The sequence below is a fragment of the Parendozoicomonas haliclonae genome (genome assembly GCF_900174585.1).
Lineage (GTDB): Bacteria > Pseudomonadota > Gammaproteobacteria > Pseudomonadales > Endozoicomonadaceae > Sansalvadorimonas > Sansalvadorimonas haliclonae.
The window spans coordinates 267,878-290,687 of record NZ_FWPT01000004.1; the positions used below are offsets into that span (position 1 = coordinate 267,878).

At 50.3% G+C, this 22,810-nt stretch carries 21 protein-coding genes; 11 read left to right on the forward strand and 10 right to left on the reverse strand.

The genetic code is table 11. The features are described from left to right. Positions 1 to 183: 183 nt before the first annotated feature. Positions 184 to 534 (reverse strand): hypothetical protein, encoded by a 351-nt coding sequence (locus EHSB41UT_RS24475; protein WP_133060465.1) that lies wholly within the window; start codon positions 532 to 534, stop codon positions 184 to 186. Positions 535 to 944: 410 nt separating this feature from the next. Between EHSB41UT_RS24475 and EHSB41UT_RS10330 the strand changes: the two genes are divergently transcribed. From EHSB41UT_RS10330 to EHSB41UT_RS10350, 5 genes are all read left to right on the forward strand, one after another. Beyond that, a complete protein-coding gene (locus tag EHSB41UT_RS10330; protein ID WP_133060466.1) occupies positions 945 to 1,400 on the forward strand; it encodes a hypothetical protein in 456 nt (151 codons plus the stop codon). Between the two features lie 69 nt (positions 1,401 to 1,469). Beyond that, on the forward strand, positions 1,470 to 2,000 hold the full coding sequence (locus EHSB41UT_RS10335; RefSeq protein WP_087109451.1) for a hypothetical protein: 531 nt from the start codon (positions 1,470 to 1,472) through the stop codon (positions 1,998 to 2,000). Positions 2,001 to 2,134: 134 nt separating this feature from the next. After that, the gene (locus EHSB41UT_RS10340) at positions 2,135 to 2,695 is read left to right on the forward strand and encodes a hypothetical protein (protein WP_133060467.1); all 561 of its coding nucleotides are present in this window, start codon (positions 2,135 to 2,137) and stop codon (positions 2,693 to 2,695) included. 122 nt (positions 2,696 to 2,817) lie between these two features. After that, a complete protein-coding gene (locus tag EHSB41UT_RS24615) occupies positions 2,818 to 3,771 on the forward strand; it encodes a hypothetical protein (RefSeq protein ID WP_165767216.1) in 954 nt (317 codons plus the stop codon). Beyond that, positions 3,768 to 6,296, forward strand: coding sequence for a TcfC E-set like domain-containing protein (locus EHSB41UT_RS10350; RefSeq protein ID WP_165767217.1), 2,529 nt, complete (start codon positions 3,768 to 3,770; stop codon positions 6,294 to 6,296). The genes EHSB41UT_RS24615 and EHSB41UT_RS10350 overlap by 4 nt, the downstream gene beginning before the upstream one ends. 330 nt (positions 6,297 to 6,626) lie before the next feature. Here the strand turns inward: EHSB41UT_RS10350 and EHSB41UT_RS10355 are convergent, their stop codons facing one another. Together EHSB41UT_RS10355 and nfo are read right to left on the reverse strand one after the other, a co-directional pair. Then, complete coding sequence (locus EHSB41UT_RS10355; RefSeq protein WP_087109459.1) at positions 6,627 to 7,073, reverse strand: YHS domain-containing (seleno)protein; 447 nt, start codon at positions 7,071 to 7,073, stop codon at positions 6,627 to 6,629. 50 nt (positions 7,074 to 7,123) lie between these two features. Continuing rightward, the gene (gene nfo, locus EHSB41UT_RS10360) at positions 7,124 to 7,978 is read right to left on the reverse strand and encodes a deoxyribonuclease IV (RefSeq protein WP_278248150.1); all 855 of its coding nucleotides are present in this window, start codon (positions 7,976 to 7,978) and stop codon (positions 7,124 to 7,126) included. Between the two features lie 115 nt (positions 7,979 to 8,093). On the opposite strand from nfo, the gene EHSB41UT_RS10365 reads away from it, so the two are divergent. Continuing rightward, positions 8,094 to 8,897, forward strand: coding sequence for a protein-tyrosine phosphatase family protein (locus EHSB41UT_RS10365; protein ID WP_165767218.1), 804 nt, complete (start codon positions 8,094 to 8,096; stop codon positions 8,895 to 8,897). An 80-nt stretch (positions 8,898 to 8,977) separates the two neighbouring features. Further along, on the forward strand, positions 8,978 to 9,781 hold the full coding sequence (locus tag EHSB41UT_RS10370; RefSeq protein WP_087109467.1) for an SDR family NAD(P)-dependent oxidoreductase: 804 nt from the start codon (positions 8,978 to 8,980) through the stop codon (positions 9,779 to 9,781). A 5-nt stretch (positions 9,782 to 9,786) separates the two neighbouring features. On the opposite strand, the gene EHSB41UT_RS10375 is transcribed toward EHSB41UT_RS10370, so the two are convergent. The 5 genes from EHSB41UT_RS10375 to EHSB41UT_RS10395 form a co-directional block, all read right to left on the reverse strand. Next, a complete protein-coding gene (locus tag EHSB41UT_RS10375; RefSeq protein ID WP_087109469.1) occupies positions 9,787 to 10,689 on the reverse strand; it encodes a MerR family transcriptional regulator in 903 nt (300 codons plus the stop codon). Further along, positions 10,689 to 11,669 carry a YbgA family protein gene (locus EHSB41UT_RS10380; protein WP_087109862.1) on the reverse strand — a complete coding sequence of 327 codons (981 nt, stop codon included), beginning with the start codon at positions 11,667 to 11,669 and terminating at the stop codon, positions 10,689 to 10,691. The genes EHSB41UT_RS10375 and EHSB41UT_RS10380 overlap by 1 nt, the downstream gene beginning before the upstream one ends. A gap of 188 nt (positions 11,670 to 11,857) precedes the next feature. Then, positions 11,858 to 14,134: a formate C-acetyltransferase gene (pflB, locus tag EHSB41UT_RS10385; RefSeq protein WP_087109471.1), complete on the reverse strand. Its 2,277-nt coding sequence runs from the start codon at positions 14,132 to 14,134 to the stop codon at positions 11,858 to 11,860. 164 nt (positions 14,135 to 14,298) lie between these two features. Continuing rightward, positions 14,299 to 16,410, reverse strand: a complete 2,112-nt coding sequence (gene pta, locus EHSB41UT_RS10390) for a phosphate acetyltransferase (protein ID WP_087109473.1) — start codon at positions 16,408 to 16,410, stop codon at positions 14,299 to 14,301. A 79-nt stretch (positions 16,411 to 16,489) separates the two neighbouring features. Next, on the reverse strand, positions 16,490 to 17,209 hold the full coding sequence (locus tag EHSB41UT_RS10395) for a helix-turn-helix transcriptional regulator (RefSeq protein WP_087109475.1): 720 nt from the start codon (positions 17,207 to 17,209) through the stop codon (positions 16,490 to 16,492). A 418-nt stretch (positions 17,210 to 17,627) separates the two neighbouring features. Here EHSB41UT_RS10395 and EHSB41UT_RS10400 point away from each other — a divergent pair, with 418 nt between their 5' ends. The 3 genes from EHSB41UT_RS10400 (at position 17,628) to EHSB41UT_RS10410 (ending at position 20,049) form a co-directional block, all read left to right on the forward strand. After that, positions 17,628 to 18,326: a YccT family protein gene (locus tag EHSB41UT_RS10400; RefSeq protein ID WP_087109477.1), complete on the forward strand. Its 699-nt coding sequence runs from the start codon at positions 17,628 to 17,630 to the stop codon at positions 18,324 to 18,326. An 82-nt stretch (positions 18,327 to 18,408) separates the two neighbouring features. Next, a complete protein-coding gene (locus EHSB41UT_RS10405; protein WP_087109479.1) occupies positions 18,409 to 19,023 on the forward strand; it encodes a YigZ family protein in 615 nt (204 codons plus the stop codon). A gap of 57 nt (positions 19,024 to 19,080) precedes the next feature. Continuing rightward, complete coding sequence (locus tag EHSB41UT_RS10410; protein ID WP_087109481.1) at positions 19,081 to 20,049, forward strand: hypothetical protein; 969 nt, start codon at positions 19,081 to 19,083, stop codon at positions 20,047 to 20,049. Positions 20,050 to 20,067: 18 nt separating this feature from the next. On the opposite strand, the gene EHSB41UT_RS10415 is transcribed toward EHSB41UT_RS10410, so the two are convergent. Continuing rightward, on the reverse strand, positions 20,068 to 21,042 hold the full coding sequence (locus EHSB41UT_RS10415) for an alpha/beta hydrolase (protein ID WP_087109483.1): 975 nt from the start codon (positions 21,040 to 21,042) through the stop codon (positions 20,068 to 20,070). 74 nt (positions 21,043 to 21,116) lie between these two features. Here EHSB41UT_RS10415 and EHSB41UT_RS10420 point away from each other — a divergent pair, with 74 nt between their 5' ends. Further along, the gene (locus EHSB41UT_RS10420) at positions 21,117 to 21,653 is read left to right on the forward strand and encodes a DUF1003 domain-containing protein (protein ID WP_087109485.1); all 537 of its coding nucleotides are present in this window, start codon (positions 21,117 to 21,119) and stop codon (positions 21,651 to 21,653) included. A 47-nt stretch (positions 21,654 to 21,700) separates the two neighbouring features. Here EHSB41UT_RS10420 and fbaA read toward each other — a convergent pair whose 3' ends face one another. Then, positions 21,701 to 22,774 (reverse strand): class II fructose-bisphosphate aldolase, encoded by a 1,074-nt coding sequence (gene fbaA, locus EHSB41UT_RS10425; RefSeq protein WP_087109487.1) that lies wholly within the window; start codon positions 22,772 to 22,774, stop codon positions 21,701 to 21,703. Positions 22,775 to 22,810: the final 36 nt, after the last annotated feature.

The window sequence follows — 22,810 nt, forward strand, 5'->3', positions numbered from 1 at the left end:
CCTTCGGCTGCCATGAAAAACAAGGACCGAAAACACTGAGGCTTATTAATTATTTTGAACGACCAAATAGTAAGCCTGTAGTTATTTATAAGACAGGAGGATCGTTTTTTTCTACATGAGATGCCTAGAAGTTATTTAGGCTCTAACCAGAGCCTAAATATTTAATCAGTAATAGATCTTAAATTATTCAGCGGCAATAATAATTGAAGAATCAGCCTGATTAAATGCGAGAGTCGTCGTACCCGCTTTGCACTCTGCAATTTGGTTTGTGTGAATAGAGTAAGGCTGAGAGTATGTGGAGAAGTCATTCTGATCGATAGTAGTTTCCCCTTGGGACTGAAGTCTGAACTTTCCGACACCACTTCCTGCAACACAGAGCTGGCCTTGCTCAACGACCTTTGCATTGATCTTTGCAGGAATTACAACACGAACAGTAATGTTTTTTGAGTCAGATACTGGAGCTGCGCTGGTAGAAGTTGAAATGGCTACCATAGAAAACGCAGACAACAAGAAATATAAGTTTTTGTTTATCATTTTATCGTTTTTTCTCTTAATTATTTCTTCTCTTTTCTCGAACTTATTTATAGCAACAAATATTGACTTAAATCAAAGAAAGGCCTGTTGATAGGGAGCATTGTCAAGCCTCAGGCAGGCCAAACGTCTGAAAAACAAGGGCAGTCAAAAGCTGACCACTTACTAATTACTTAAGAATTTGAAGATACGGATCAACAACAAAAATAGCAACCCTGCAATTTTGTAGGTTTAGTATTTAAAAGGGTCGAACATCCTCGATCTTAATTATTATTTGTTTTCTGAAACAAAGATTTCTGGTTCGGGCATTTGTGACTCGAGGTCAGTTATTTATGAACCATTCTATAAAGTTCATTTTGTATGCATTTGCTTTCGGGCTATTGGTAGGTTACTCGATTGCAAGAGCGGCTGACGTGACAGACAGCGCAGAAATAGAAGTTCGCACCGAGATCCAGGACCTGATTCGTATAGAAGGTCTGGATGAACTGCTGGTCATCTCTGGAACAGACAATACCGACTGGACAGGTTCAACAGAATTTAAAGTGAAGCGGCAGGGAGCCAACGCCAATACTAGGCTGTCTTACCAGCTGCTTCTGGAAAGCAATACACAAGGCAATGCGCAGGAGTTTTTCCTCGTGGATGGCGAAAATATCCTGCCAATCAATATTGCTTATACGACAGACGACAAAGAGGGACTGTTGCGTTATGGGGAGTGGTCGACAGAGCTTCTCACCGACCAGGGCTTCACTGAAGACCAGCAGGATGATGACAACCTCGCTCTGACTTTTGTCGTGAAAAAGAACACTATCGTAAGTGCCCGGGCGGGCGCTTATGAGAGTGTGGTGACCGTAATGGTAAGGGCCAGATAACTGGCATTTGATAAATCTGATTGTTCAGCAGGCAGGCCAAGCCTAACGATGTGCTCAAGGAGTCATCTTATGAACGCTACAAAATTATTTGCAATCAGTCTTATTGCGAGTGCAATAAGCGCTTCCGCATTAGCCGAAGCTCCTAATGATGACTTTGTTGTAAAAACAGAGTTGCCCGACATTATTGAAGTTGAAGTGAAGAAACCAACCGTGGTTCTCGGCACCCCTGACAGAGGCGGACGTCTGACTGGCGATACTGGTGTCTCTATTAAGATGCGTGGTGCGTCTGATGAGAACAAACGTCCTTACATTATTAAAATGAATCAGGAAATCGACGGACCATACCAGATGGTCCATAAAAAGAATAAAGACAAGATGCCACTGGAAATCTCATTCCATCCAGGGCTGGTTGAAGAATCAGGGATTGCACTGTCGAATGGTACTGAGATCAAGCATAAAAGATTCAAGACCAACAACGGCTTGAATTCCAATCTGGATCACAATACCTATCTGACCTTTATGGTCTTGAAGGGCAACCATGAAAACGCCTATCCAGGTGTTTATACCTCCAACCTGACTTTGTGGGTAACTGCTAAATAGCGTGTCTTTTGTGAGTGTGTAAACCTGTGGCCCTTGCGGCCACAGGTTAAAAAGGTGGGTTAAATCTATTTAACCTTAACGACTGATGTCTTCTGCATTGCCCGTTCCTATTTATCGTAGCGTGGTAGTGAAGTATGAAAGAGAAGATTCTCACCCAATTCCCCACAAGGCTAATCAGCACTCTTATGCTGGTGTCGTCATTAACAGCCTTCGCTCATCCCAACAATGATGCGGAAATGAATATGACGGTCAATGCCGATATACCTGAATTTATTCAGATTGGTGGGCTACCTTCGAGAGTAACTTTAAATATTACTCCTGAAGGCTGGCTTGCCTCTGATTTCATTGGCTTTTATGTCACAAGAAACGGAGCCAGCCCGGAGCAGACCAAGAAATTCTTACTTACAGTCGATAGCTCCAGCGGCCAAAGAAATAAAAAGTATTTTCTTAGTCATGAGCTGGGCAATAAGAATCAACTTGCTGTGCGCGTTGGTCTTACCAAAGGCACAACAGCGTCACTTGATGAGCTGATAGAAGTTCCCGTTTCGGGCCTGGAAAGTGAAACCAGTGCCAATCTCAGTTCCAAACAGAAAACCCACACATTGGCTCTGTTCAATAAAAACACAAAATATATTAACTCACTTATCCCCGGTAAATACTCAGCTACCTTCACGATTACCGTACAGGCGAAGTAATTGGATACACGGCGAGGTGCTTAAAGCTGACACTCAGATCTGTTGGAAATTTTGTTTCGGATGCCCTTTGTCAGGCAAGGCTCGGGTTTTACTTTTCAGCGATTGAATAAAGGTCTTGGATAATGAATAACTCAAAGAAACTTGACCTGCTGGCAGCTGTTTTTGCCCTGCTAAGTATCTCGCTGACTGTGAACGCCAACGAGGGTGTCAATCTCAGGCAAAGCACAATTCATCTCACTGACCGCAAGATTACCGAGCAGGTCGTGATGGATTTTACTCTTGATAAGCCTTCCACATTTACCGTTACGGTTTCAGAGCTTGGCCGGGGGGCCGGCAAAGATACAAATTATTTTTACCTCAAACCTCGAAAGGGTATGAGTAAGGACCGTGTTAAGGTCCATATCGACTTTCCTTCCCAGCACCGCACGCCCAGCGGTCCTTACAGGGTGGAAACCTTCAATACAGTCCAGCATGGCGTGAGTGTTCACAGCACCAGCCACTATAACCTTTGCCCAAACAATGATGGAAAAGTCTGTAAGCCTTTCTCTTTTATCGTCATCGATGAAGGGGCGATACCGGGCATTCGCTATGAAGCCATGCTGAATATGCAAGTCACAAACAGCTCCGGGCATTCCTTTAACGAACAAGTGACTGTGAGCTATAGAAACACGCTCTCGTCTATTGGCATTTACTCTCCAAATGATCGCTTTGATCTGACCGCCAGAAACCAGTTCACCTCAGAAAATAGCTTTTGCGTCTATTCACGTGGTTTGCCAAGGCTCTTTGATGTTCGCCTGGAGGGCCAGAACAGCGATAACGAATTTCTGCTTCACGGCCAGAACAATGAAACGGTTGCCTATAAGGCCCAGGTGCATGGAAATCTCAGTTCATACCATGCCATTGATCCTCTGGAGTGGCGGTTTGCCGGCCTGTCAAAATGGCTATCTCGAAACTTCGAGAGTTGCGGAAGCTATCGCAACTTATGGGTGAAGCTGCAAATCCCGCAAAGCGAGGTTATGGCTACCGCTGCCGGCCGCTACACCGGCACACTGACAGTGAGAGTGAGAGCCCGATGAAAACATCATTCAATAAACTGGGCCGATTCACATCTTTATTGGCCGTATGCTCTCTCTGCAGCCTGTCAGTCTCTCCGCTCGTGATAGCCGAAGAGGCCGATATTGAACCGTCGGTTTTCGGATTGAAACTAAGCCAGATTCCGGAAGGTTTTCGTGACCTCGCTGAACCACAGACAACAGAGGCTGACTTCTATTATGGGGGTCGCTATATAGGTTCAGAAACTGTCACCTACACCCCGGAGAGTATCATTATTGCTGATCCGGCAGCGGTACTTAGCCGTCTATCCATGATCAGCAACCCCGATGCAGTACAAGCGGCATTGTCCGGAGAAATCCCCTCCAACCCTGGTAGCATCTGTGTACAACCCAGAGATACAGAGTGCGGCCAACTCACACCGCCAGTGGCTGGGGTGATTTTTGACGCAGACAACTTTCGTGCAGATCTCTTTATTGCTGAGCCTTACCTGAAGGTTAAGACCATCCACAAAAGCAAATTCCTTCCGGAATCCAATAGTCCGCTGGGGCTGATTCAGGGTATTTCCGCTGTTAGCAGCGGCGTCACCGGCTCAGGCAATAATCAGGATAACTACTCACTCTTTGGTAATACCTTGCTCGGGTGGCAGGAGAACCACCTGGTTGCCAACTGGGATTACAGCAAAGACAACAGCTTCCAGATCGATACGTTCTATCTGGAGCGGGATGCCCAGGGTTTGCAGATGGGGGCTGGCTATCTGGATTACAGCGGCACAATGACATCGGAGTTTGCCAGCAGCCAGCAGGTGCTTGGCTTCAAGATTGGCAGCTCCATGAACTCCCGCCTTGATATGGCTAATATTAATTCAACACCGATTCGGATATTTGCCAACGGGCGTCGTCGTGTAGAAGTACTGCGTGATAACCGGCTTATCTATGCCACGTCTGTTAATGCTGGTAGTCAGGAGATAGATACCAGCTCATTCCCACAAGGCTCTTACCAGCTCACTATCCGTATATTCAATGGCTCCACGCTTGAACAGGAATTCTCCCGCTTCTATACCAAGTCTGTTCGCCTGCCACCGTCCGATGAAACCCTGTGGTATGTCGAGGGTGGCGAAATGACGGAGCGCCTGGAAAATGAAACACTTCCTGAAAGTGTTAATGAGTGGCTGATGCGCGCCGCAGCTGCACGACGGGTAACAGAAAACTCCTCATTGGAGCTGCGGGGAACAGCTACCGGAGAAGAACAAACCCTCGAAGCTGAGTATTTTATTCAGGGCGGGGCATGGGATTTTTCTTTAACCGGCATGGCAGGGAATAACAGCGCCAAAGGCCTTGCTCTGCAAAGCTCAACATCATTTGGACCAGTCCAGCTCAGTTACAACCATCGTCGCTTATGGAACGATAGCTACCAGCCAGAACAGAGTAACGGTGAGGAAAATAAAGCTCTGTTCCTTGGCGAAAGCAATGAAAGCCGGTCATTGTCCCTGGCAACAGCTTTCCTCGGCGGTAACCTGTCGGGTTCCTACTCTTACAACAAACAGAATCTTGATGACCAAGTCCCGACTTCATTGCAGGATGATGGATCAACCACCATTTATTCGCTTTCCTGGTTCCGAAACATCATTCAGTTCAGTGATCATGGTCTGGACCTCGAGCTGGATTACTCAGAGAGTGATGATGATAAGACTGGCACTATTGCTCTGACACTGCGCCGCAGCAGCCGCAACTGGAATTACAACATCAGGGCAGAAGGTCGCAGGGAAGAGCAGTCTGATCAATCTGCAGAATCTGATTTCGGCTATGCCGTTGATTCACGCTGGTCACGGGATGAGATCCTCAATGGAGCAGGAGAGTTAGGTGTTCGTTACGAAGACTTGCCAGGTGAACAAACGTTAATGGGCGGGGATGTGAAGTATGAACATGCACGTTTCCTGACCGAGTTCTCAGCCGATTATATCGATCCGGATAATCAGGACTCCTACACCAACTATAACGGCCGCCTGGAAACTTCATTTGCGATTAATGCTCAGGGCGCAGGTGTTGGTGGTGGCAACAGAGCAGACAGCGCTTTGATGGTTGTAATTGATGGCAGCCCAGACGCTCGCTTTGATGTGCTGGTCAATGGTACGTCTGCTGGTATCGCTGTCGGCAACGGTAAAACTGTAATCCCACTCACACCTTATGGAGAGTATCTGGTCAGCATTCGACCTCGTGGTGAACAGTTCTATCGCTATGATCAGGCGGAACACCGCATAACGCTATATCCAGGAAATGTGGAGACCATTACCTTTACTGCCGAGGAAGAGCTGGTTCTGCTCGGCAAATTAATTGATGAGCAGGGCAACCCTCTAAAGAATGCGACCATCCCCGGCGAAGAGGGTTTTGCCAGAACGGACGCATTCGGAATCTTCCAGGTGCGAGTTCCGGCAAAAGGCAATCAGCTGCAGGTCAACATAGGGAATGGACAAAGCTGTACCGCGACTATTCCGGCTCAGTACCAGAAGCGCAGTGGTATCGGGATGGTTGGTGTCTTGCAGTGCCGCTGAATAAGCAGGAAGTGACTGATAGAAGTTCGACTATGAAAAAACCAGAGCGGGTACTCATTTCAGCAGGCAGGCCAATGACTGTGAACAAGGAGCACATTGGAAGGGAGATCCGTGGTGGGAGGCAGCCTTCCGCTCTGGTTAACGCAATATTAACGACATAGCACTTCTATTGTCTTAACTTTTTCTGACTAGATTTCAAATATGAGACCTGCATCAGGTTTTTGATCTTCTAAGACAAAAAAGTCGTTTAGAATGTGATCAAAGCCTGCCAGCTACAGCTCTAAGACAGGCCTTAGACCTGAAAAAATGCCCCGAGATTCGGGGCATTATTTATTCCGCTTTTAGTTGTTCCCAATTCTCATCAGCTTCACCGATGTGCTGCTGTGAGTTGGCGCGCCATCGTCTGTTAACTGAATCGCTATGATTCAAATACAACTCTCCCTGAACAATATCCCAATGCTGAGGGCTACCTCGGTAAAGTCTGTTTTTAGAGGCAACAGCCCAAGCACAGTGCCCGCCATATCGAGGGGCATACTTCTCCGGATTCGCCTTAAACAGATCGAGATGCTTCTGGCTGATAAAACGCCACTTCGCGCCTTGCCAGTCATACTCAAAATCTTCACTGCCCTTCATGGCATCTTCTTCAGTGAAGTACGCGACTGGGTCGTAGCCACCAACAGCCAGGTTTCCCCAGAACGTGGTGTGGTATTCGCTGGCATTTACACCGCATGGCAGAAACCAAAGCAGGAATATCAATAACTTACGAGAGGCTTGCATGCCGACTCCTCCATGAGCCAATCATGCATTAATAATAGCCAGTCTGGGCTTTACTCAGCGGCCAATCGGTAAAGCGCCTGAATCTCGTCAGGCCAGATGGATTCATCAATGGTTTCCAGCACCATGGGCACACCATTAAAACGCTCATCTTTCATGATGTAGCTAAAGCAATCCCAGCCAATCTCACCTTCGCCCAGGCTGTGATGCCGATCCTTTCTGGAACCAAGGCCGCCTTTGGAATCATTCAGGTGCATGCCTTTCAGATATTGAAAACCAACAATACGTTCAAACTCACCGAAGGTTTGCTCGCAAGCCTCTTTAGTACGCAGATCATAACCAGCCGCAAAAGTATGGCAGGTATCCAGACACACACCTACACGGGACTTGTCGTTCACCTGATCGATCATCGCGGCAAGCTGTTCAAACTGCCAACCAAGGTTGCTTCCCTGACCCGCAGTATTTTCAATCACTGCGATAACACCTTCGGTTCGGTCCAAAGCCAGGTTTATGGACTCAGCGATTTTGGCAATACACTCTTCTTCACTGATGGTGCGCAAATGACTGCCTGGGTGGAAGTTCAGACGATCCAGCCCCAGCTGCATGCACCGCTCAATTTCATCAATAAAGGCTGTGCGAGATTTTTCCAACGCCTCGGCTTCAGGATGCCCGAGGTTAATCAGGTAGCTGTCGTGTGGAAGAATCTGCTCTGGCTTGAAGCTGAATCGTTCACAACGCTCCTTGAACAGATCGATGCTCTTTTTCGTCAGCGGCTTCGCCACCCACTGACGCTGATTCTTGGTAAACAGTGCAAAGGCACTGCCGCCAATCTTATGAGCATTCATTGGTGCATTCTCAACACCACCAGCGGCACTGACATGTGCCCCGACAAATTTTCTGGTTGCCAAACGATTCCCTCTAAACGGTTCTCTTTCCCTCATTATGCCTGAGTTAATGACCGAAATGTCAGGAACCCGAAACCGCACCAAACCTCTAAAAATACTCTTCAGAAAGGTGCCACCCGTGCTCTCAGCTTTAACATCACCCGGATCTGCACAGCCCCCAATCAGCAGGACGCATTCTCTCTCGGATGCGGAGCTGGAAACGCTCTATCAGAAACTGCCTGTGCTGTGCGAAGCGGGTGAGGGAATTCCAGTTGGGCGATCCGACAAAGTTTTCTGGAATGCCCATGAAGTAACGCTGAGTTATCAAGATACGACTCTTATATCCTGTATTGCCAGCGGTTCACCAGACCGAGAGGCGATGGATAACTTCTGGGATCTGGTCGGTCAGTTCCCCGGTTATATCGTAAACCTCGGCAATGCCATCGCTTATCTCGGGATGGAGAGCAAAGAAGCAACGGCAAGCTGTCCTTTACGGCAAGTCACTCTGGAACCGATACCACCAGCGATGACAACTCCAGAGCATTTTGCCTACCGCGTAGGCTCATCTCAGGTAGCTTTTAATCACAATAATAACCGCATTCAGTTACCCGCATTGGAGGTGACAAACTGGCCGGGGGGCAAGGGGCTGCCACCAGAGCAACTTCATCATTTAGTCATTCAGATGAATCAGCTTGCCTGCAATACGGATTCAAAAGGCATCATCCATTGCCACTATGGTATCGGGAGAACAGGTGTACTGATTGTGGCAGCAGCATTATCCCAGCTGCACCAACAACAGCTGTTGTCTGCCATCGAATTACCAGCCATTCTTTCAGAACTGATCAGGCAGGCCAGAAGACAGCGCAGCAGCTGGTTTATTGAAACTCCAGAGCAATACAAGGCCCTGTATCGTTATGGTGAATGGCTTTGTTCAGCCAACTGATCCGCGCAAGGGCAATACTTGCCTGATCTGAGAGCCGCTAGTATGCGTAATTAATAATAAATACAGCCTCGGTGGTCACAATGGCAGCAACGGACTCTTCACAATCTCAAACCATTCCATCCCACAGTAAAACAGCCTGGATCATTGGAGCCAGCTCCGGTATTGGCAGCGTGCTGGCCCGCAAGCTTGCCATGGATGGTCACCGGGTCGCTGTCAGTGCCCGTTCCGCCCAGCCTCTTCAGGAACTTGCTGCAGACTCCGCCAATATGGCTGGGGAGATTATTGCCATCCCTCTGGATGCCACCAGTTTTGAGCAGTTCCAGCAGGCTGCCAAGCAGGCTGAAGAGATACTCGGACCGATCGATACCGTTCTGCACAACGCGGCTATCTACTGCCCAATGCCTCTCAGTCGTTTTTCAGCTTCGGAAGCTAATCGGATCTTCTCGGTCAATATTGAAACCGTGACCAATGGCCTTGATGTCTGTCTGAACACTCTCAAAAAAAAGCCCCGGCAGATCATTATTACCACCAGTCCGTCTGGCTATCGCGGCATGCCTGGGGGAGGTGCCTATGGCGCCAGTAAGGCTGCGTTAATTACTTTGGCTGAAGGTTTTCATGCCGAAATGAAGGCGATCGGAATTGATCTGCGCATTATCAATCCCGGTTTTGTCGATACTCCGCTGACCAGCTCTAATCGCTTCCACATGCCGTTTCTTATGTCGGCAGAAGAAGCCGCTGGTCGTATATTGAAGAAATTCTGGAAGGGCCCTTTCGAGATATACTTCCCTAAGCGGATGATCTTACCTCTGAAGATTATGCGCATTCTTCCCACCGGCCTGTTACTGCGCCTCAGCAAAAAGCTCACACCACCAGACGGGAAGTAAAGCGCTTACTGCTCAAGCAACCGCTTTACCGAACAGCCTGGGTTTTCTCCTAGACAAAGCACTCCCAAAGCCTCCAGCTCGGTTTGATGAATCACCGAGCTATGGCCGCTTATGGCAACCTGACAATTCACCAGTTGCATCAAACCGGGAAGACCACGTTCAAGAGTGTCGCGTTGCAAAGCGCGATCACTGTGCAACAGAACATAGTCACAGTGGCTGCGAACTGCTGCGACATTTACTTCGTCCATCAGCAAACCGGGTTGCAGCAATCGCACCTGGCCTCCACGTTCACAGGCTGAGAGTGCCAACAGAAGAGTATCCCTATCATCAGCTTCTTCGGGCAGGCAAGCACACAGCACAACCTTCTCCGATCGCTGCTGATTCGCATGGTAGATACGGGTTCCGATCCAGTTACGCAGATGAGCATGCAGAAAAGCACGCTCGGCGGCTGCACCCTGTACGGCACTGGCACAGTTGGCATCGGCACGTTCGAGAACCGGTCGGACCAGGCGTTCTGTGATAACTTCAGCAGGATAGAGCTTGTGGTATTCCGTCCAGACACTGCCCATCTTCACCGCATCAAAGTTTTCCAGTGCATTCAGAAAGTGCTGCTGATGTTGCAGCCATTCATCATCACTGTCTGCCGCCAGCTGGGAAATATTCTCCTGACTGTGCTCCAGAAGACTTTTGACCTTGCCTACAGGTACACCACGATCAATCCACTCAGTAATGATTTGGATACGTGCGATATGTTCATCGTTATAAACACGGTGTCCTTTACTGGTTCGCAAAGGAGTGATTAATCCGTACCGACGTTCCCAGGCCCGAAGGGTGACCGGATGCACGCCGGTGATGGAAGACACCTCACGTATTGGATACAGCTTTACGTCGTCGTTATTGTTATTCATCAAAGCGTATTTCTTAATCCCAGCTCTTCCGGATGAGGCTGAAGGTAGACCTGATTTTTCACATACTCACTGCCATGCATGCTAAGGAAGTGTCTGAGCATGGTCACCGGCACAACCAGTGGAATCATACCGACACGGTACTCTTCTATCAGCTCCAGCAGTGTTTGCTTGGATTCATCGCTCAGGGTCTTTTTCATATAGCCGAGCAGATGCAGCAGAACATTCGTGTGGCTTTTCCGGTTCGCCTTTAGCTTCAGGGTTTGCATGCACAGTGTGATGTATTCATCCGCCAGCTCTTCTATCGGTTTTTTACTGCCAACCGATACGATCTGGCCCAGTTTCTGGTAGTTCTGTGGACTATGAGCCATCAGCACATATTTATAGGCCGAATGGTAAGCGACCAAGCCCGCATACGTTGGTTTATCCCGCATCTCATTCTGCCAGCGGCTCCAGGCATAAACCCTTACAAAGAAGTTATCCCGCAGAACCGGGTCATGGAGACGTCCTTCCTCTTCAACGGGCAGCAGAGGGCAGTTTTCCATCAAGGTTTTAGCGAACATTCCCGCGCCACTGGCTCCGAGTGGATTACCATTTTCATGGTAGATCTTGACCCGTTCCATACCGCAGCTGGGTGATTTCTGCATCAGGATATAACCGCTGATATCTCGCTCCAGAGCGTGGGCGGTCTGTTTGCCAAACTCGATCAGTGGCTCTGTCACATCCTTGGTCTGATCATCGGAGCCCTTAACTCCATAATCCTCATCGGAAGTGCCCACCAGCCGGATTGGCTCTCTGGGAATACCCAGGCCAATCTCTACTTCCGGGCAGACTGGTTTGAGATGAAAGAAGCGATTGAGATTATTGACCACAAAGCCAGATCGCTTGTGCTCGCCGTTGTAGCGAACTTTCTGGCCTGTCAGGCAGGCACTGATGCCCAAGGTAATTTCTTTTTCTGGTTCCGGACGATCAACGATAGCCATATCGTGCACACCCTTTTCTTGTACATTTTCTTCATTATTGTACAAGAATATTCGTATTGGCAATATTGACCTTACATTGCCGCACTCCCACTACCAGAAGTGTCAAAAAGCCATCAAAAAGGCCGCAGGATTGCTCCGGCGGCCTTGGTGTTTTCTTAAAAGCGTTCAATGAAACGCTTTGTCCGTCTTTACATGGTTTCAGTAAAGGTACGGGTGATTACGTCTTTCTGCTGCTCTTCAGTCAGGGAGTTGAAGCGCACAGCGTAACCGGATACACGGATGGTCAGGGATGGGTACTTCGCAGGGTTCTCCATCGCGTCCAGCAGCATTTCACGGTTCATAACGTTTACGTTCAGGTGCTGACCACCCTCACGAGCCGCTTCGTTATGGAAGTAACCGTCCATCAGGCCAGCCAGGTTCTTCTGACGGCTGTTGTCGTCCTTACCCAGCGCCTTAGGCACGATGGAGAAGGTGTAGGAGATACCGTCCTTCGCGTACTCGAATGGCAGCTTGGCAACGGAGCTCAGGGAAGCAACCGCACCGCTGGTGTCACGACCGTGCATTGGGTTGGCACCCGGGCCGAATGGCGCGCCTGCACGACGACCGTCTGGAGTGTTACCAGTCTTCTTGCCGTATACAACGTTGGAAGTGATGGTCAGTACAGACTGCGTCGGGATAGCGTTACGGTAAGTCTTGTGAGACGCAACCTTCTTCATGAAGCGCTCAACCAGATCACAGGCGATCGAGTCAACGGCGTCGTCGTTGTTACCGTACTTCGGATAGTCACCTTCGATCTCGAAGTCTACCGCGATACCGTTTTCATCGCGTACCGGCTTAACCTTGGCGAACTTGATGGCAGACAGGGAGTCAGCCGCGATGGACAGACCTGCAATACCACAAGCCATGGTACGGATAACGTCACGATCGTGCAGAGCCATCAGCGCAGCTTCGTAGCTGTACTTGTCGTGCATGTAGTGGATGCAGTTCAGTGCAGTTACATACTGGGCAGCCAGCCAATCCATGGTTTCGTCGAAGCTTGCGAAGACTTCGTCGTAGTTCAGGTATTCACCGGTCAGAGGTGCTTTCTCAGGAGCGATCTGAGTCTTCAGCTTCTCGTCGATACCACCATTGATGGCGTACAGCAGACCTTTCGCCAGGTTGGCACGAGCACCGAAGAACTGCATCTGCTTACCAACAACCATTGGGGATACACAGCAGGCGATGGCGTAATCGTCGCTGGTCATATCCGGACGCATCAGGTCGTCGTTTTCGTACTGGATAGAGCTGGTGTCGATGGAAACCTTGGCACAGTACTCTTTAAAGCCCTGTGGCAGTGCTTCAGACCACAGTACAGTGATGTTTGGCTCTGGGGATGGACCCATGTTGTACAGGGTCTGCAGGAAACGGAAGCTGGTCTTGGAAACCAGAGTACGGCCATCCAGGCCCATACCACCGATGGACTCAGTCGCCCAGATTGGGTCGCCGGAGAACAGCTGGTCGTACTCAGGAGTACGCAGGAAACGCACCATACGCAGCTTCATTACGAAGTGGTCGATGTATTCCTGAGCTTCCTGCTCGGTGATAACGCCTTTTTCCAGATCGCGCTGGATGTACACGTCCAGGAACGTGGATACACGACCCAGAGACATAGCCGCACCGTTCTGGCTCTTGATAGCGGCCAGGTAACCGAAGTAGGTCCACTGAACCGCTTCTTTAGCGTTAGTCGCAGGACCGCTGATGTCACAGCCGTACTTCTCAGCCATCACCTTCATGTCGGCCAGAGCGCGGTACTGATCGAAGATTTCTTCGCGCAGACGGATAGTGGCTTCCAGATCTTCACCGGAGGTCAGTTTGGCTTCCAGAGACTTGTGCTGGCGCGCCTTGTCCTTCATCAGGAAGTCAATACCGTACAGAGCAACACGACGGTAGTCACCGATGATACGACCACGGCCGTATGCATCAGGCAGACCGGTCAGGACACCGGACTTACGGCAAGCCATGATGTCAGAGGTGTAAACGTCGAATACACCCTGGTTGTGGGTCTTGCGGTACTTGGTGAAGATTTCCTTGGTTTCTTCATCCAGCTCACGGCCGTAAGCCTGGCATGAGCCTTCAACCATACGAATACCGCCGTATGGAAGAATTGCACGCTTCAGAGGCGCTTCGGTCTGCAGACCAACGATGGTCTCCAGTTCCTTGGTGATGTAGCCGGCATCGTGGCTGATGATGGTGGACGGAAGCTTGGTATCAAAGTCGATAGGCGCGTGAGTGCGGTTCTCTTCCTTGATGCCTTCCATAACCTTGGCCCACAGAGTGTCTGTGGCTTCAGTCGCATCAGTCAGGAAGCTATGGTCACCCTCGTAAGGGGTGTAGTTCTTCTGGATAAAATCGCGTACATCTACGCCTTCTTTCCAGTCGCCGGCGGTGAAGCCTTCCCAAGCGCTTTGGAATTGTTCAGTAGTCATTCAATTACCCTCATACCGTTTGCGGTATCGAATACAGGGTTATCAATAACGTGGTTCCAGCGCTGGCAGCATCCTCCCGCTCCCGTCACCGGCGTCCACATCCTTTAAGCCACTTTAAAAAAGAAGCTTTTAAAACTCGTTACAAGTTTTTGATGGAAGAACGCTTACGCGTTCTTCGCATCTTCTTCAGCCTGAGCCTGAATCGCAGTCAGAGCGATGGTGTAGACGATATCGTCCACCAGCGCACCACGGGACAGGTCGTTAACAGGCTTATTCAGACCCTGCAGCATAGGACCAACACTTAATACGTTGGCGCTGCGCTGCACAGCCTTGTAAGTGGTGTTACCGGTGTTCAGATCCGGGAATACGAATACTGTCGCTTTACCGGCAACGGAACTGCCTGGCGCCTTGCTGCTGGCTACATCTTCAACAGAGGCAGCGTCGTACTGCAGAGGACCATCAATGATCAGGTCCGGACGACGGGACTTGGCAATTTCGGTCGCTTCACGCACCTTCTCAACGTCTGCACCGATACCGGAAGTACCGGTGGAGTAGCTGATCATCGCAACGCGTGGTTCAACACCGAAAGCGGCGGCAGAGTCAGCACTCTGAATTGCGATATCAGCCAGCTGTTCAGCCGTTGGATCCGGGTTAACGGCACAGTCACCGTAAACCAGAACCTGATCCGGCATCAGCATGAAGAAAATGGAAGATACGTTGCTTGCACCCGGCTTGGTCTTGATCAGCTGGAATGCAGGGCGAATGGTGTTGGCTGTGGTGTGAACCGCACCGGAAACCAGACCGTCAACATCGCCTTCTGCCAACATCATGGTGCCGAGAACAACGGTGTCTTCCAGCTGGGCTTCTGCCATTGGCTCGGTCAAACCCTTGCTCTTACGCAGCTCAACCATAGGCCCAATGTACTGGCCACGGACTTCGTCCATATCCAGAATCTCCAGACCTTCCGGCAGCTCGATACCCTGAGCTTCTGCAACAGAGCGGATAACTTCCGGCTTACCCAGCAGTACACAGTTGGCGATACCACGTTCCTGACAGATAGCGGCAGCCTTGATGGTACGAGGCTCATCACCTTCCGGCAGAACGATACGCTTGTTGGCTGCCTGCGCCTTGCGCATCAGCTGGTAGCGGAATGCTGGAGGGGACAGACGCTTCTCACTGTCCACACTAATCAGGTTACGCAGGGTTTCTACGTTGATGTGCTCAGCAATCGCTTCCATCACCAGCTCAACACGTTCCAGATCATCAGAACGTACGGCAGAGCTCATACGATCCAGACGGGTCGCGGTTTCAAAGGAACCTTCTTCAACCATCAGCACCGGCAGGCCGGACTCGTGCAGAGAGCGTTCAACCAGAGACAGAATGCCTTCAGCAGGACGCATGTCACCAGTAATCAGAATACCGGCCAGAGGTACGCCGTTCTGGGCAGCCATACAGGCAGCCAGGATCACGTCATCACGGTCACCGGAAACAACAACCAGTGCGCCAGGCTTGAGCAGGTGGCTCATATTGGCAGCAGTGCGGGCACAGAGTACGCAGCGGGTCACACGACGGGTGGCGATGTCACCGGAGAACAGCACTTCGGCGTTCAGTTCGTCGGCAACGTCTTTGGTACGAACGGCAGACAGCTCGCTGCGCCATGGGATATAACCCAAAGGCAGGGCAGCAACACGCTCCAGACCAGGCAGTGGGTCGAAGATACCTTCGCCGCCACCAACAGCATCAATAGTCTGAGCGTTCAGCTTGTTCATTACGTAACCAAGGATGTGCTTGCCATCCAGACCGCCAAACATATCGGCAGCGATATGTAGCTGGTCGGTTACGTCACGGAGGGTTTCGTGTTCTTCAGCCTGACCCACCAGAATAACCTTGGCGTTCAGGGTCTTGGAGATTTCCGCGTTCAGACGACCCAGGTAAGGCGCATCACGGGTTGGAACCATACCTTCAACAATGATGCAGTCGGCACCAGAGCTGATACGGTCGAAGTTGCTGACGATCTCTTCCATCAGCACATCGCGCATGTTGGCGCCCAACAGGTCTTCTGCACGACGGAAGGTAATAGGATCGACGGTAGGCTGGGACATGGTGGCACGCACCATCTCCACGGAGTGTTCAGGACCGGTTTTGGAAGCAGTCTGGGCAATGGGCTTGAAGAAACGAACGCGGCAACCCAGTTTATCCAGGGCGCGAACAAGGCCGAGTGCGACAGATGTCAGACCAACACCGTAGTGGGTTGGTGCTACGTAAAAAGTATGCATGATCGAGTCACTATCCAGATACTGCAGTTAGCTCCAGAAGAACGATCACCCACCGGAGCTGTCTGAATTACTGAAGGTATCAACCTTCTCCGAGTTTGCGCTGGCGAATGTAAAGATAAACCGTGTGCCGGGAGACACCCAGTTTCCTCGCCACGAGAGGCACACTTTCCTTGATATCAAAAATGCCCTTCTCGAACAGGGACATGATGATATGTTTGTTTTTGACCTTGTTAGACAACTGCTGGTTGCTGTTAATCTCAGCAATAGTGCGGTCTACGGTGCTTTCCACAAGATCATCAACGCTGGCTGGAAAATGCCCGGTCACCGGTACGGTATTATTACCTTCCAAGGCAAAGGCCTGGATAAAATCGCTGGCCGATACGCTCATGTTGATATTGATGCACAGCATGCCAACAGGCTGCTGCTGGGCATTACGAATCACCATGCTTGTTGACTTGAACAACTGACCTTCAGGGGTGCGCTTGCAGGTATGGCGAATGTCAGAGCCTTCCTGATGAGCAATTTCATGCAGCTGCTTAAGCGCTTCAGCAGTAATTGGACTGTCGATATCCCGACCGGTTGTTACTCCGTTGGCGATTTTGACAACGGAACGGCCCGGGTTTTCCAGAGAGTGCAGGACAACTTCACAGAAGGAACCAAATACACTGGCAATACCGTCTACTATGGTTTCCATAGAACGGATTACTTTGCGGTCATCATCGCTGAAGGTGTGTCGCCACAGAGCGACATCGTCTCTCACAGAAGAGTTTACAGCCGAAGTTTCTACATCTTGGGTCATTGGTACAGCCCGTGATTCCAAACGACAGAACCATGCTATTAGCAAGTCGTGACTTGCGTGCCACAAAATCGCCCTGTCGCTTTGGTGTCTACTGAAGATGCAGAGCTTTCTCTGAGGTCAGAAGCATCCCTATAAGCAGGGGCATTTATCAGCTCGGAAGTTGGAGTGAGCTGATTAAAATCAACTATAGTTGAGGAACTGAAAACCATGCTTGTTGCAGGTCAATAGTCTTTTAGTTTTTTCACTTCTGTTGAAACATTCAACTAAGGACATGTACCTAAAACTTCTGTTTGCTCTCATTTACGCTTCAAAATCCGGCATTGATTCGGGAGAATCCCTACACCTTTCGCCAGCCCTCACAGGCTTACGCGGACAGACATTTCCTGATCCAACACCCAATTCACTCCAGGAGTAAGCGATGAAATTCGGGCGTATCCTGACTCTGGCAGCCGTCGTTCTGTCAACGCCAGCCCTTGCTGCCAACCTGACCTTCAACAGCAATATCGAACTTGCCGTTGTTAACGGCCAGAAGCATAACCAAGAAAGCGTGTTTGGACGTCCTAAAGACGTTGTGCTTCCAGAAGGTGAGCAGCAGATCGTTTTCCGTATTTACGACAGTTTCCGCACTCCTGGCGGTCATGAGATGTATGGCTCTGAATACTATGTCGCGACCTTCGCAGATCAAGGCGATGAAACCATCAAACTGACGTCTGCCAACCTGCCAAACCTAAAGGCTGCCAAGAAGTTCGACGACAACCCGGAATTCAAGCTGACCAACAGCAAAGGTGAAGCTGTGCCATTCACTCTGGCTCAGCTGAAAAAAGAAGGCATGCAGATCAGCCGTGATCTGGTGAACGAACTGCGCGAATTTAATGCCACCGGTCATGAAGGTGCTATCGAGTCCCGCGCACCATTTGCTGCTTTGGCCATGATGAACAACGAAAGCACCAGCCTGCCTAAAGAAGGCGGTGTACAAACTCGCATCGGTGATGTGCTGATGTCTGAGCAGATGCTGCACTATTGGTTCCAGCAGGCTGACCACGATACCCGCGTTCGCTTTATGGAATGGGCTGATCGCTCCATGAAGCGCTCTATGAAAGAGTCTGCTGCTAAATAATCTCTGGCTCTCCCGCTGAGATTACTGTTGAATAAGCCCGGACAGTTTCCACTGTGCCGGGCTTATTTCTTTGAGTAGCTATATGACCAGAACCGCTTATCCCGTTCCTGCCGCTCCCGTCATCTTTGAAGAAATCATCAAAAAAAGTCGCTTTATCACCTACCTGGCCCGCACAACCGGCCGGGAAGAGGCACAGGCTTTTATCCAATCCCTGAAAGAAGAACACCCGGATGCCCGCCACCACTGCTGGGCGTTTATCGCCGGTGCCCCCAATGATGCCCAGCAATGGGGCTTCTCCGATGATGGCGAACCCAGCGGGACCGCAGGCAAGCCTATCCTGGCACGACTTGAAGGCTCAGGCTGTGGCGAAGTCTGCGCCGTGGTCGTTCGTTATTATGGCGGCATCAAGCTCGGCACTGGAGGTTTGGTTCGGGCTTATGGTGGCGGTGCAGGTGCTGCGGTTCAGCAGCTCACCACTGAACTGAAAGTCCCCCACGATGATCTTCAACTCACCTGTGAATACGATCAGCTCAACGATATCCAGCATATCAGCGGGTTACATGGCGCGGTTCTGCTCAACACTGAATACGGCATCAACCTTCAGCTGCAACTCTCCGTGCCTGCAGCCAATATGGGTGAGCTGAAAAACCACCTGAACAGCCACTTCAAAGGCCGACTGGTTTTACCAGAGGACTAAGATTCGCGTCGCTCTGGCCGTAAACCTGATCAGGGAAGATGCGAAAAGGGCCAGACAGTGGCAAAGGACTCACCAGAGGAAGAGGGAAGCAGCGCCAGGCACCAGCCATTGGCTCAGGCTCCGCTCTGGGAGCGTCTGATGGCTCGTATTACCAAGACACCTCTGCTTGATGTTCTGATAAACCGATTGGGCCTTGAAGCCTCTGCCATCGGCCCCGGAAAACCTGCCAATACCCGCAAGATCAAACGCCTGCTAACCTCAGACAAAGTTCTGCAACTGTTCTCGGAAGATACCCGTGCCAACCAAAACCAGTTATTAATCTCACTGATATCCGATACACCGGAGACTATCGAGCTTTTGCTCAGCGCCTTATCGCGGGAACAGAAGCGCAGTGTATTGCTGCTCTTCGGTCGCCAGCCTCCCGCACTCTCAACACAAGCAGCAGCCAAATACGCCATGCTGCTTGCTCGCAGCAACGAGCCAGCCAGCATACGGGCGGTTCTTCCGGGCATACTTCAGAATTCAGGCATGAAGGCGATTGGTGCGGCGCTTGCCAGCCTTTATCAGGAAAACTGTCTGGACTACGGCCTGTTGTTAAACCTGATACAGAGCCTCACGACAGAAGACAAACATCCAGAGCCTCTGGCGGCAACCATCCTGCGCAGCACCCGCCAGCAGCAGAATCATGCCATGCATAAGCACATTCAGGTGTTCTACTCACTGATCTTTCAGGCCCTGCCCGATTATCAGAACTACTGGGCCCAATGCACTGGTCTGCCAGCAGAAGACTGCCCGGTACAAACTGACTCTTTAAGTCTGCAATCCAGCCTCATGCATCTTTCGCAGCAGGTTGTCGAACAGCTCTGTTCTGCCCAGAGTCATGAGGATCTGGTGAATTTCACCAGCCAACACAGCTGGCGGAAGATTCAGCCCAAGGCATCGGCAACCCTTAAGAACCCGGACCCGGCAACCGGCGATTTTATTTTCCGTGCCTTTGCAAGCCTGCTTCCCCAAAAGGTCGCCTGAAACGCCCACAGCCCCTAATTAACCCTTTAACTCAACCGCAAGCCAGTCAAAGAAGCCTTTGCGTATAGCCTCATTTTCATTCGCAAGGTTATGTTGGCCTTCAGGGATAAAGTGGATCTTGGCGGACTTATACAACCGCTGGTAAATCGGCATATTATGCTGCCAGTCGACAGTACCATCCTGCTGCCCCTGCACAATCAAAACATCAAAGTCACAGGCGGACTGCACCTTCTCAATATTTTTAATCCAGCGGCTCATGGCACCAACCCAGCCGACAGGCAGAATCTGATGCTGCAGCGGTTCTTTGTGCAGAAAACTCAGGAAGGATTGATCGCTAGAGCTACGTGAAGGAGAGCGGGGAATCTGCTTAACAAAGTGACGAATAAACTGATACTGAACCCAGCCCCAACGCCATGACAATGGCCGAATCAGCGGTGCCAGAAGTATCACTTTATCGAGTGGAAACTCTTCCCGACCACACTCTTCGGCAACCAGAAGTTCAGTAATAATTGCACCGCCCATGCTCTGACCACAAAGATGGAACGGTTGCGGGAGATGATGCTCTACAGCCCAGTTCAAGCATTGCCTTACGGCCGTCGTATAGTGGGAGAAGCTTTCAATATTAGCCGGCGCACCATCAGACAAACCATGCCCGGGTTCATCAAAGGCAAAGACTGAATAGCCCTGCTCCAGAAAGAATCGAATCACATGACCGTATAGACCTGCATGATCATAGTAACCATGCAGAATAAACATGGTGCCTTTGGTGTTATCCGGTTGTATCCATGTCTGGCAAAACAGCTGGTTGGCATCAACCGTGAGGTAACCGCAGTGGTATGTCAGCCCGGCAAAATCCTTCTGAAAATTCAGGCCGTAGGCATCCAGGTAATATTCCAGATGGTCAGGAAGCGTGCTGTTTACAGATAGTGGTTCCAGCCCACTCTTGAATTGCTGCAGGCGCTGGCCATCGGGCACAGGTCTTTGCGGTTTCATAGATTGATCAACAGAAATGTCTTAACAGCCCCTAATATAAAGTGGTGCTCTGCCGGGTAAAAGGTATCAGTTGTATGAAACGCAAATATGGACACTTTCTCGAAAGAATTCTTGCTCCAGTCTCGCGTTTGGATGCTGAAACCAGCAAGAGCAAAGTGCTGGCCAGCGTCGCCAGTAAGAAAACCATCAGTAAAAATATTAATCACACGTTCGAGAAGAAAAAGAGTCTGGGTGACAGAGTAGCGGATACGGTTGCCACCTTTGGCGGCTCGTGGATATTTATCGGACTGTTTTGCCTGTTTGTCACTATCTGGATATCGATCAATGTGATTGCCTTGACCAATGGCTTTCACTTTGATCCTTACCCGTTCATCCTGCTGAACCTTGGCTTATCGATCCTGTCCGGCTTTCAGGCACCCATTATTATGATGTCCCAGAATACCCATGCCTCTAAAGACAGGGTGAAGCAGGACTCTGTGTATGAGATCAACCTAAAGCTGGAACTGGAAATCAACCAGATGCAGGAGAAGCTGGATGCAATCACGGCAGACTTGCACGATCTGAAGAATGACCTGAAGAATGATCTTAAGAAAAGCTTGAAGACAAAATAAAAGGCACCCGCCGTAAAGCGGATGCCTTGAGGATCACGTCAAGCGTATTACAGAACGTCTACGCTGTTCAGATCACGGTGAGCCTGCTCCAGACGAGCAATCATGGACTCCTGACCAGCACGCAGCCATACACGTGGGTCGTAGTATTTCTTGTTTGGCTTGTCTTCGCCTTCCGGGTTACCCAGCTGGCCCTGCAGATAGCCTTCGTTCTTCTTGTAGTAGTTCAGAACACCTTCCCAGGTCGCCCACTGGGTGTCAGTGTCGATGTTCATCTTCACTACGCCGTAGGAAACAGCTTCTTCAATTTCCGCCTGAGTAGAACCGGAACCACCGTGGAATACGAAGTTCAGAGACTTGGCCGGCAGACCGAATTTCTCGGAGCAGTACTTCTGGGAGTTATCCAGAATCTTTGGAGTCAACTGAACGTTACCTGGCTTGTAAACGCCGTGAACGTTACCGAAGGACGCTGCGATGGTGAAACGATGGCTGATAGCGCTCAGCTTCTCGTAAGCGTAAGCAACATCTTCTGGCTGGGTGTACAGCATGGAGCTGTCCATACCAGTATTGTCTACGCCGTCTTCTTCGCCGCCGGTGCAACCCAGTTCAAATTCCAGAGTCATGTCCAGCTTGGCCATGCGCTTAAGGTATTCAGCACAGGTTTCGATGTTTTCTTCCAGAGACTCTTCAGACAGATCGATCATGTGGGAAGAGAACAGTGGCTTGCCAGTCTGCTTGTAGAACTCTTCACCAGCGTCCAGCAGAGCGTCGATCCAAGGCAGCAGTTTACGTGCAGCGTGGTCGGTGTGCAGGATCACAGGAATGCCATAGGCTTCGGCAACAGCGTGCACGTACTTGGCACCAGCAATAGCGCCCAGAGCACCCTTAGGGCCTTCTTCCTTCATGCCCTTTCCGGTGAAGTAAGTCGCGCCACCGTTGGAGAACTGAACGATTACCGGAGACTTGGCCTTGGCCGCTGCTTCCAGAACAGCGTTGATGGAGTCAGTACCCACAACGTTAACCGCAGGCAGAGCGAACTTGCCTGCTTTGGCGGCTTCAAAGATTTTCTGAACGTCGTCACCAGTAACAACGCCTGGTTTCACCAGATCAAGAATCTTAGACATTTGTTTGTCCTTCCAAGGGTTTGGGAGATAGATAAA

What these genes read in the sequence shown, in the direction of transcription:
- EHSB41UT_RS10335 (WP_087109451.1), top strand. Translation starts at nt 1,470, where the DNA reads ATGAACGCTACAAAATTATTTGCAATCAGTCTTATTGCGAGTGCAATA.
- EHSB41UT_RS10370 (WP_087109467.1), top strand. Translation starts at nt 8,978, where the DNA reads ATGGCAGCAACGGACTCTTCACAATCTCAAACCATTCCATCCCACAGT.
- EHSB41UT_RS10350 (WP_165767217.1), top strand. Translation starts at nt 3,768, where the DNA reads ATGAAAACATCATTCAATAAACTGGGCCGATTCACATCTTTATTGGCC.
- EHSB41UT_RS10405 (WP_087109479.1), top strand. Translation starts at nt 18,409, where the DNA reads ATGACCAGAACCGCTTATCCCGTTCCTGCCGCTCCCGTCATCTTTGAA.
- EHSB41UT_RS10395 (WP_087109475.1), bottom strand. Translation starts at nt 17,209, where the DNA reads ATGACCCAAGATGTAGAAACTTCGGCTGTAAACTCTTCTGTGAGAGAC.
- pta (WP_087109473.1), bottom strand. Translation starts at nt 16,410, where the DNA reads ATGCATACTTTTTACGTAGCACCAACCCACTACGGTGTTGGTCTGACA.
- EHSB41UT_RS10375 (WP_087109469.1), bottom strand. Translation starts at nt 10,689, where the DNA reads ATGAATAACAATAACGACGACGTAAAGCTGTATCCAATACGTGAGGTG.
- pflB (WP_087109471.1), bottom strand. Translation starts at nt 14,134, where the DNA reads ATGACTACTGAACAATTCCAAAGCGCTTGGGAAGGCTTCACCGCCGGC.
- EHSB41UT_RS10380 (WP_087109862.1), bottom strand. Translation starts at nt 11,669, where the DNA reads ATGGCTATCGTTGATCGTCCGGAACCAGAAAAAGAAATTACCTTGGGC.
- fbaA (WP_087109487.1), bottom strand. Translation starts at nt 22,774, where the DNA reads ATGTCTAAGATTCTTGATCTGGTGAAACCAGGCGTTGTTACTGGTGAC.
- EHSB41UT_RS24475 (WP_133060465.1), bottom strand. Translation starts at nt 534, where the DNA reads ATGATAAACAAAAACTTATATTTCTTGTTGTCTGCGTTTTCTATGGTA.
- EHSB41UT_RS10400 (WP_087109477.1), top strand. Translation starts at nt 17,628, where the DNA reads ATGAAATTCGGGCGTATCCTGACTCTGGCAGCCGTCGTTCTGTCAACG.
- EHSB41UT_RS10415 (WP_087109483.1), bottom strand. Translation starts at nt 21,042, where the DNA reads ATGAAACCGCAAAGACCTGTGCCCGATGGCCAGCGCCTGCAGCAATTC.
- EHSB41UT_RS24615 (WP_165767216.1), top strand. Translation starts at nt 2,818, where the DNA reads ATGAATAACTCAAAGAAACTTGACCTGCTGGCAGCTGTTTTTGCCCTG.
- EHSB41UT_RS10420 (WP_087109485.1), top strand. Translation starts at nt 21,117, where the DNA reads ATGAAACGCAAATATGGACACTTTCTCGAAAGAATTCTTGCTCCAGTC.
- EHSB41UT_RS10340 (WP_133060467.1), top strand. Translation starts at nt 2,135, where the DNA reads ATGAAAGAGAAGATTCTCACCCAATTCCCCACAAGGCTAATCAGCACT.
- EHSB41UT_RS10355 (WP_087109459.1), bottom strand. Translation starts at nt 7,073, where the DNA reads ATGCAAGCCTCTCGTAAGTTATTGATATTCCTGCTTTGGTTTCTGCCA.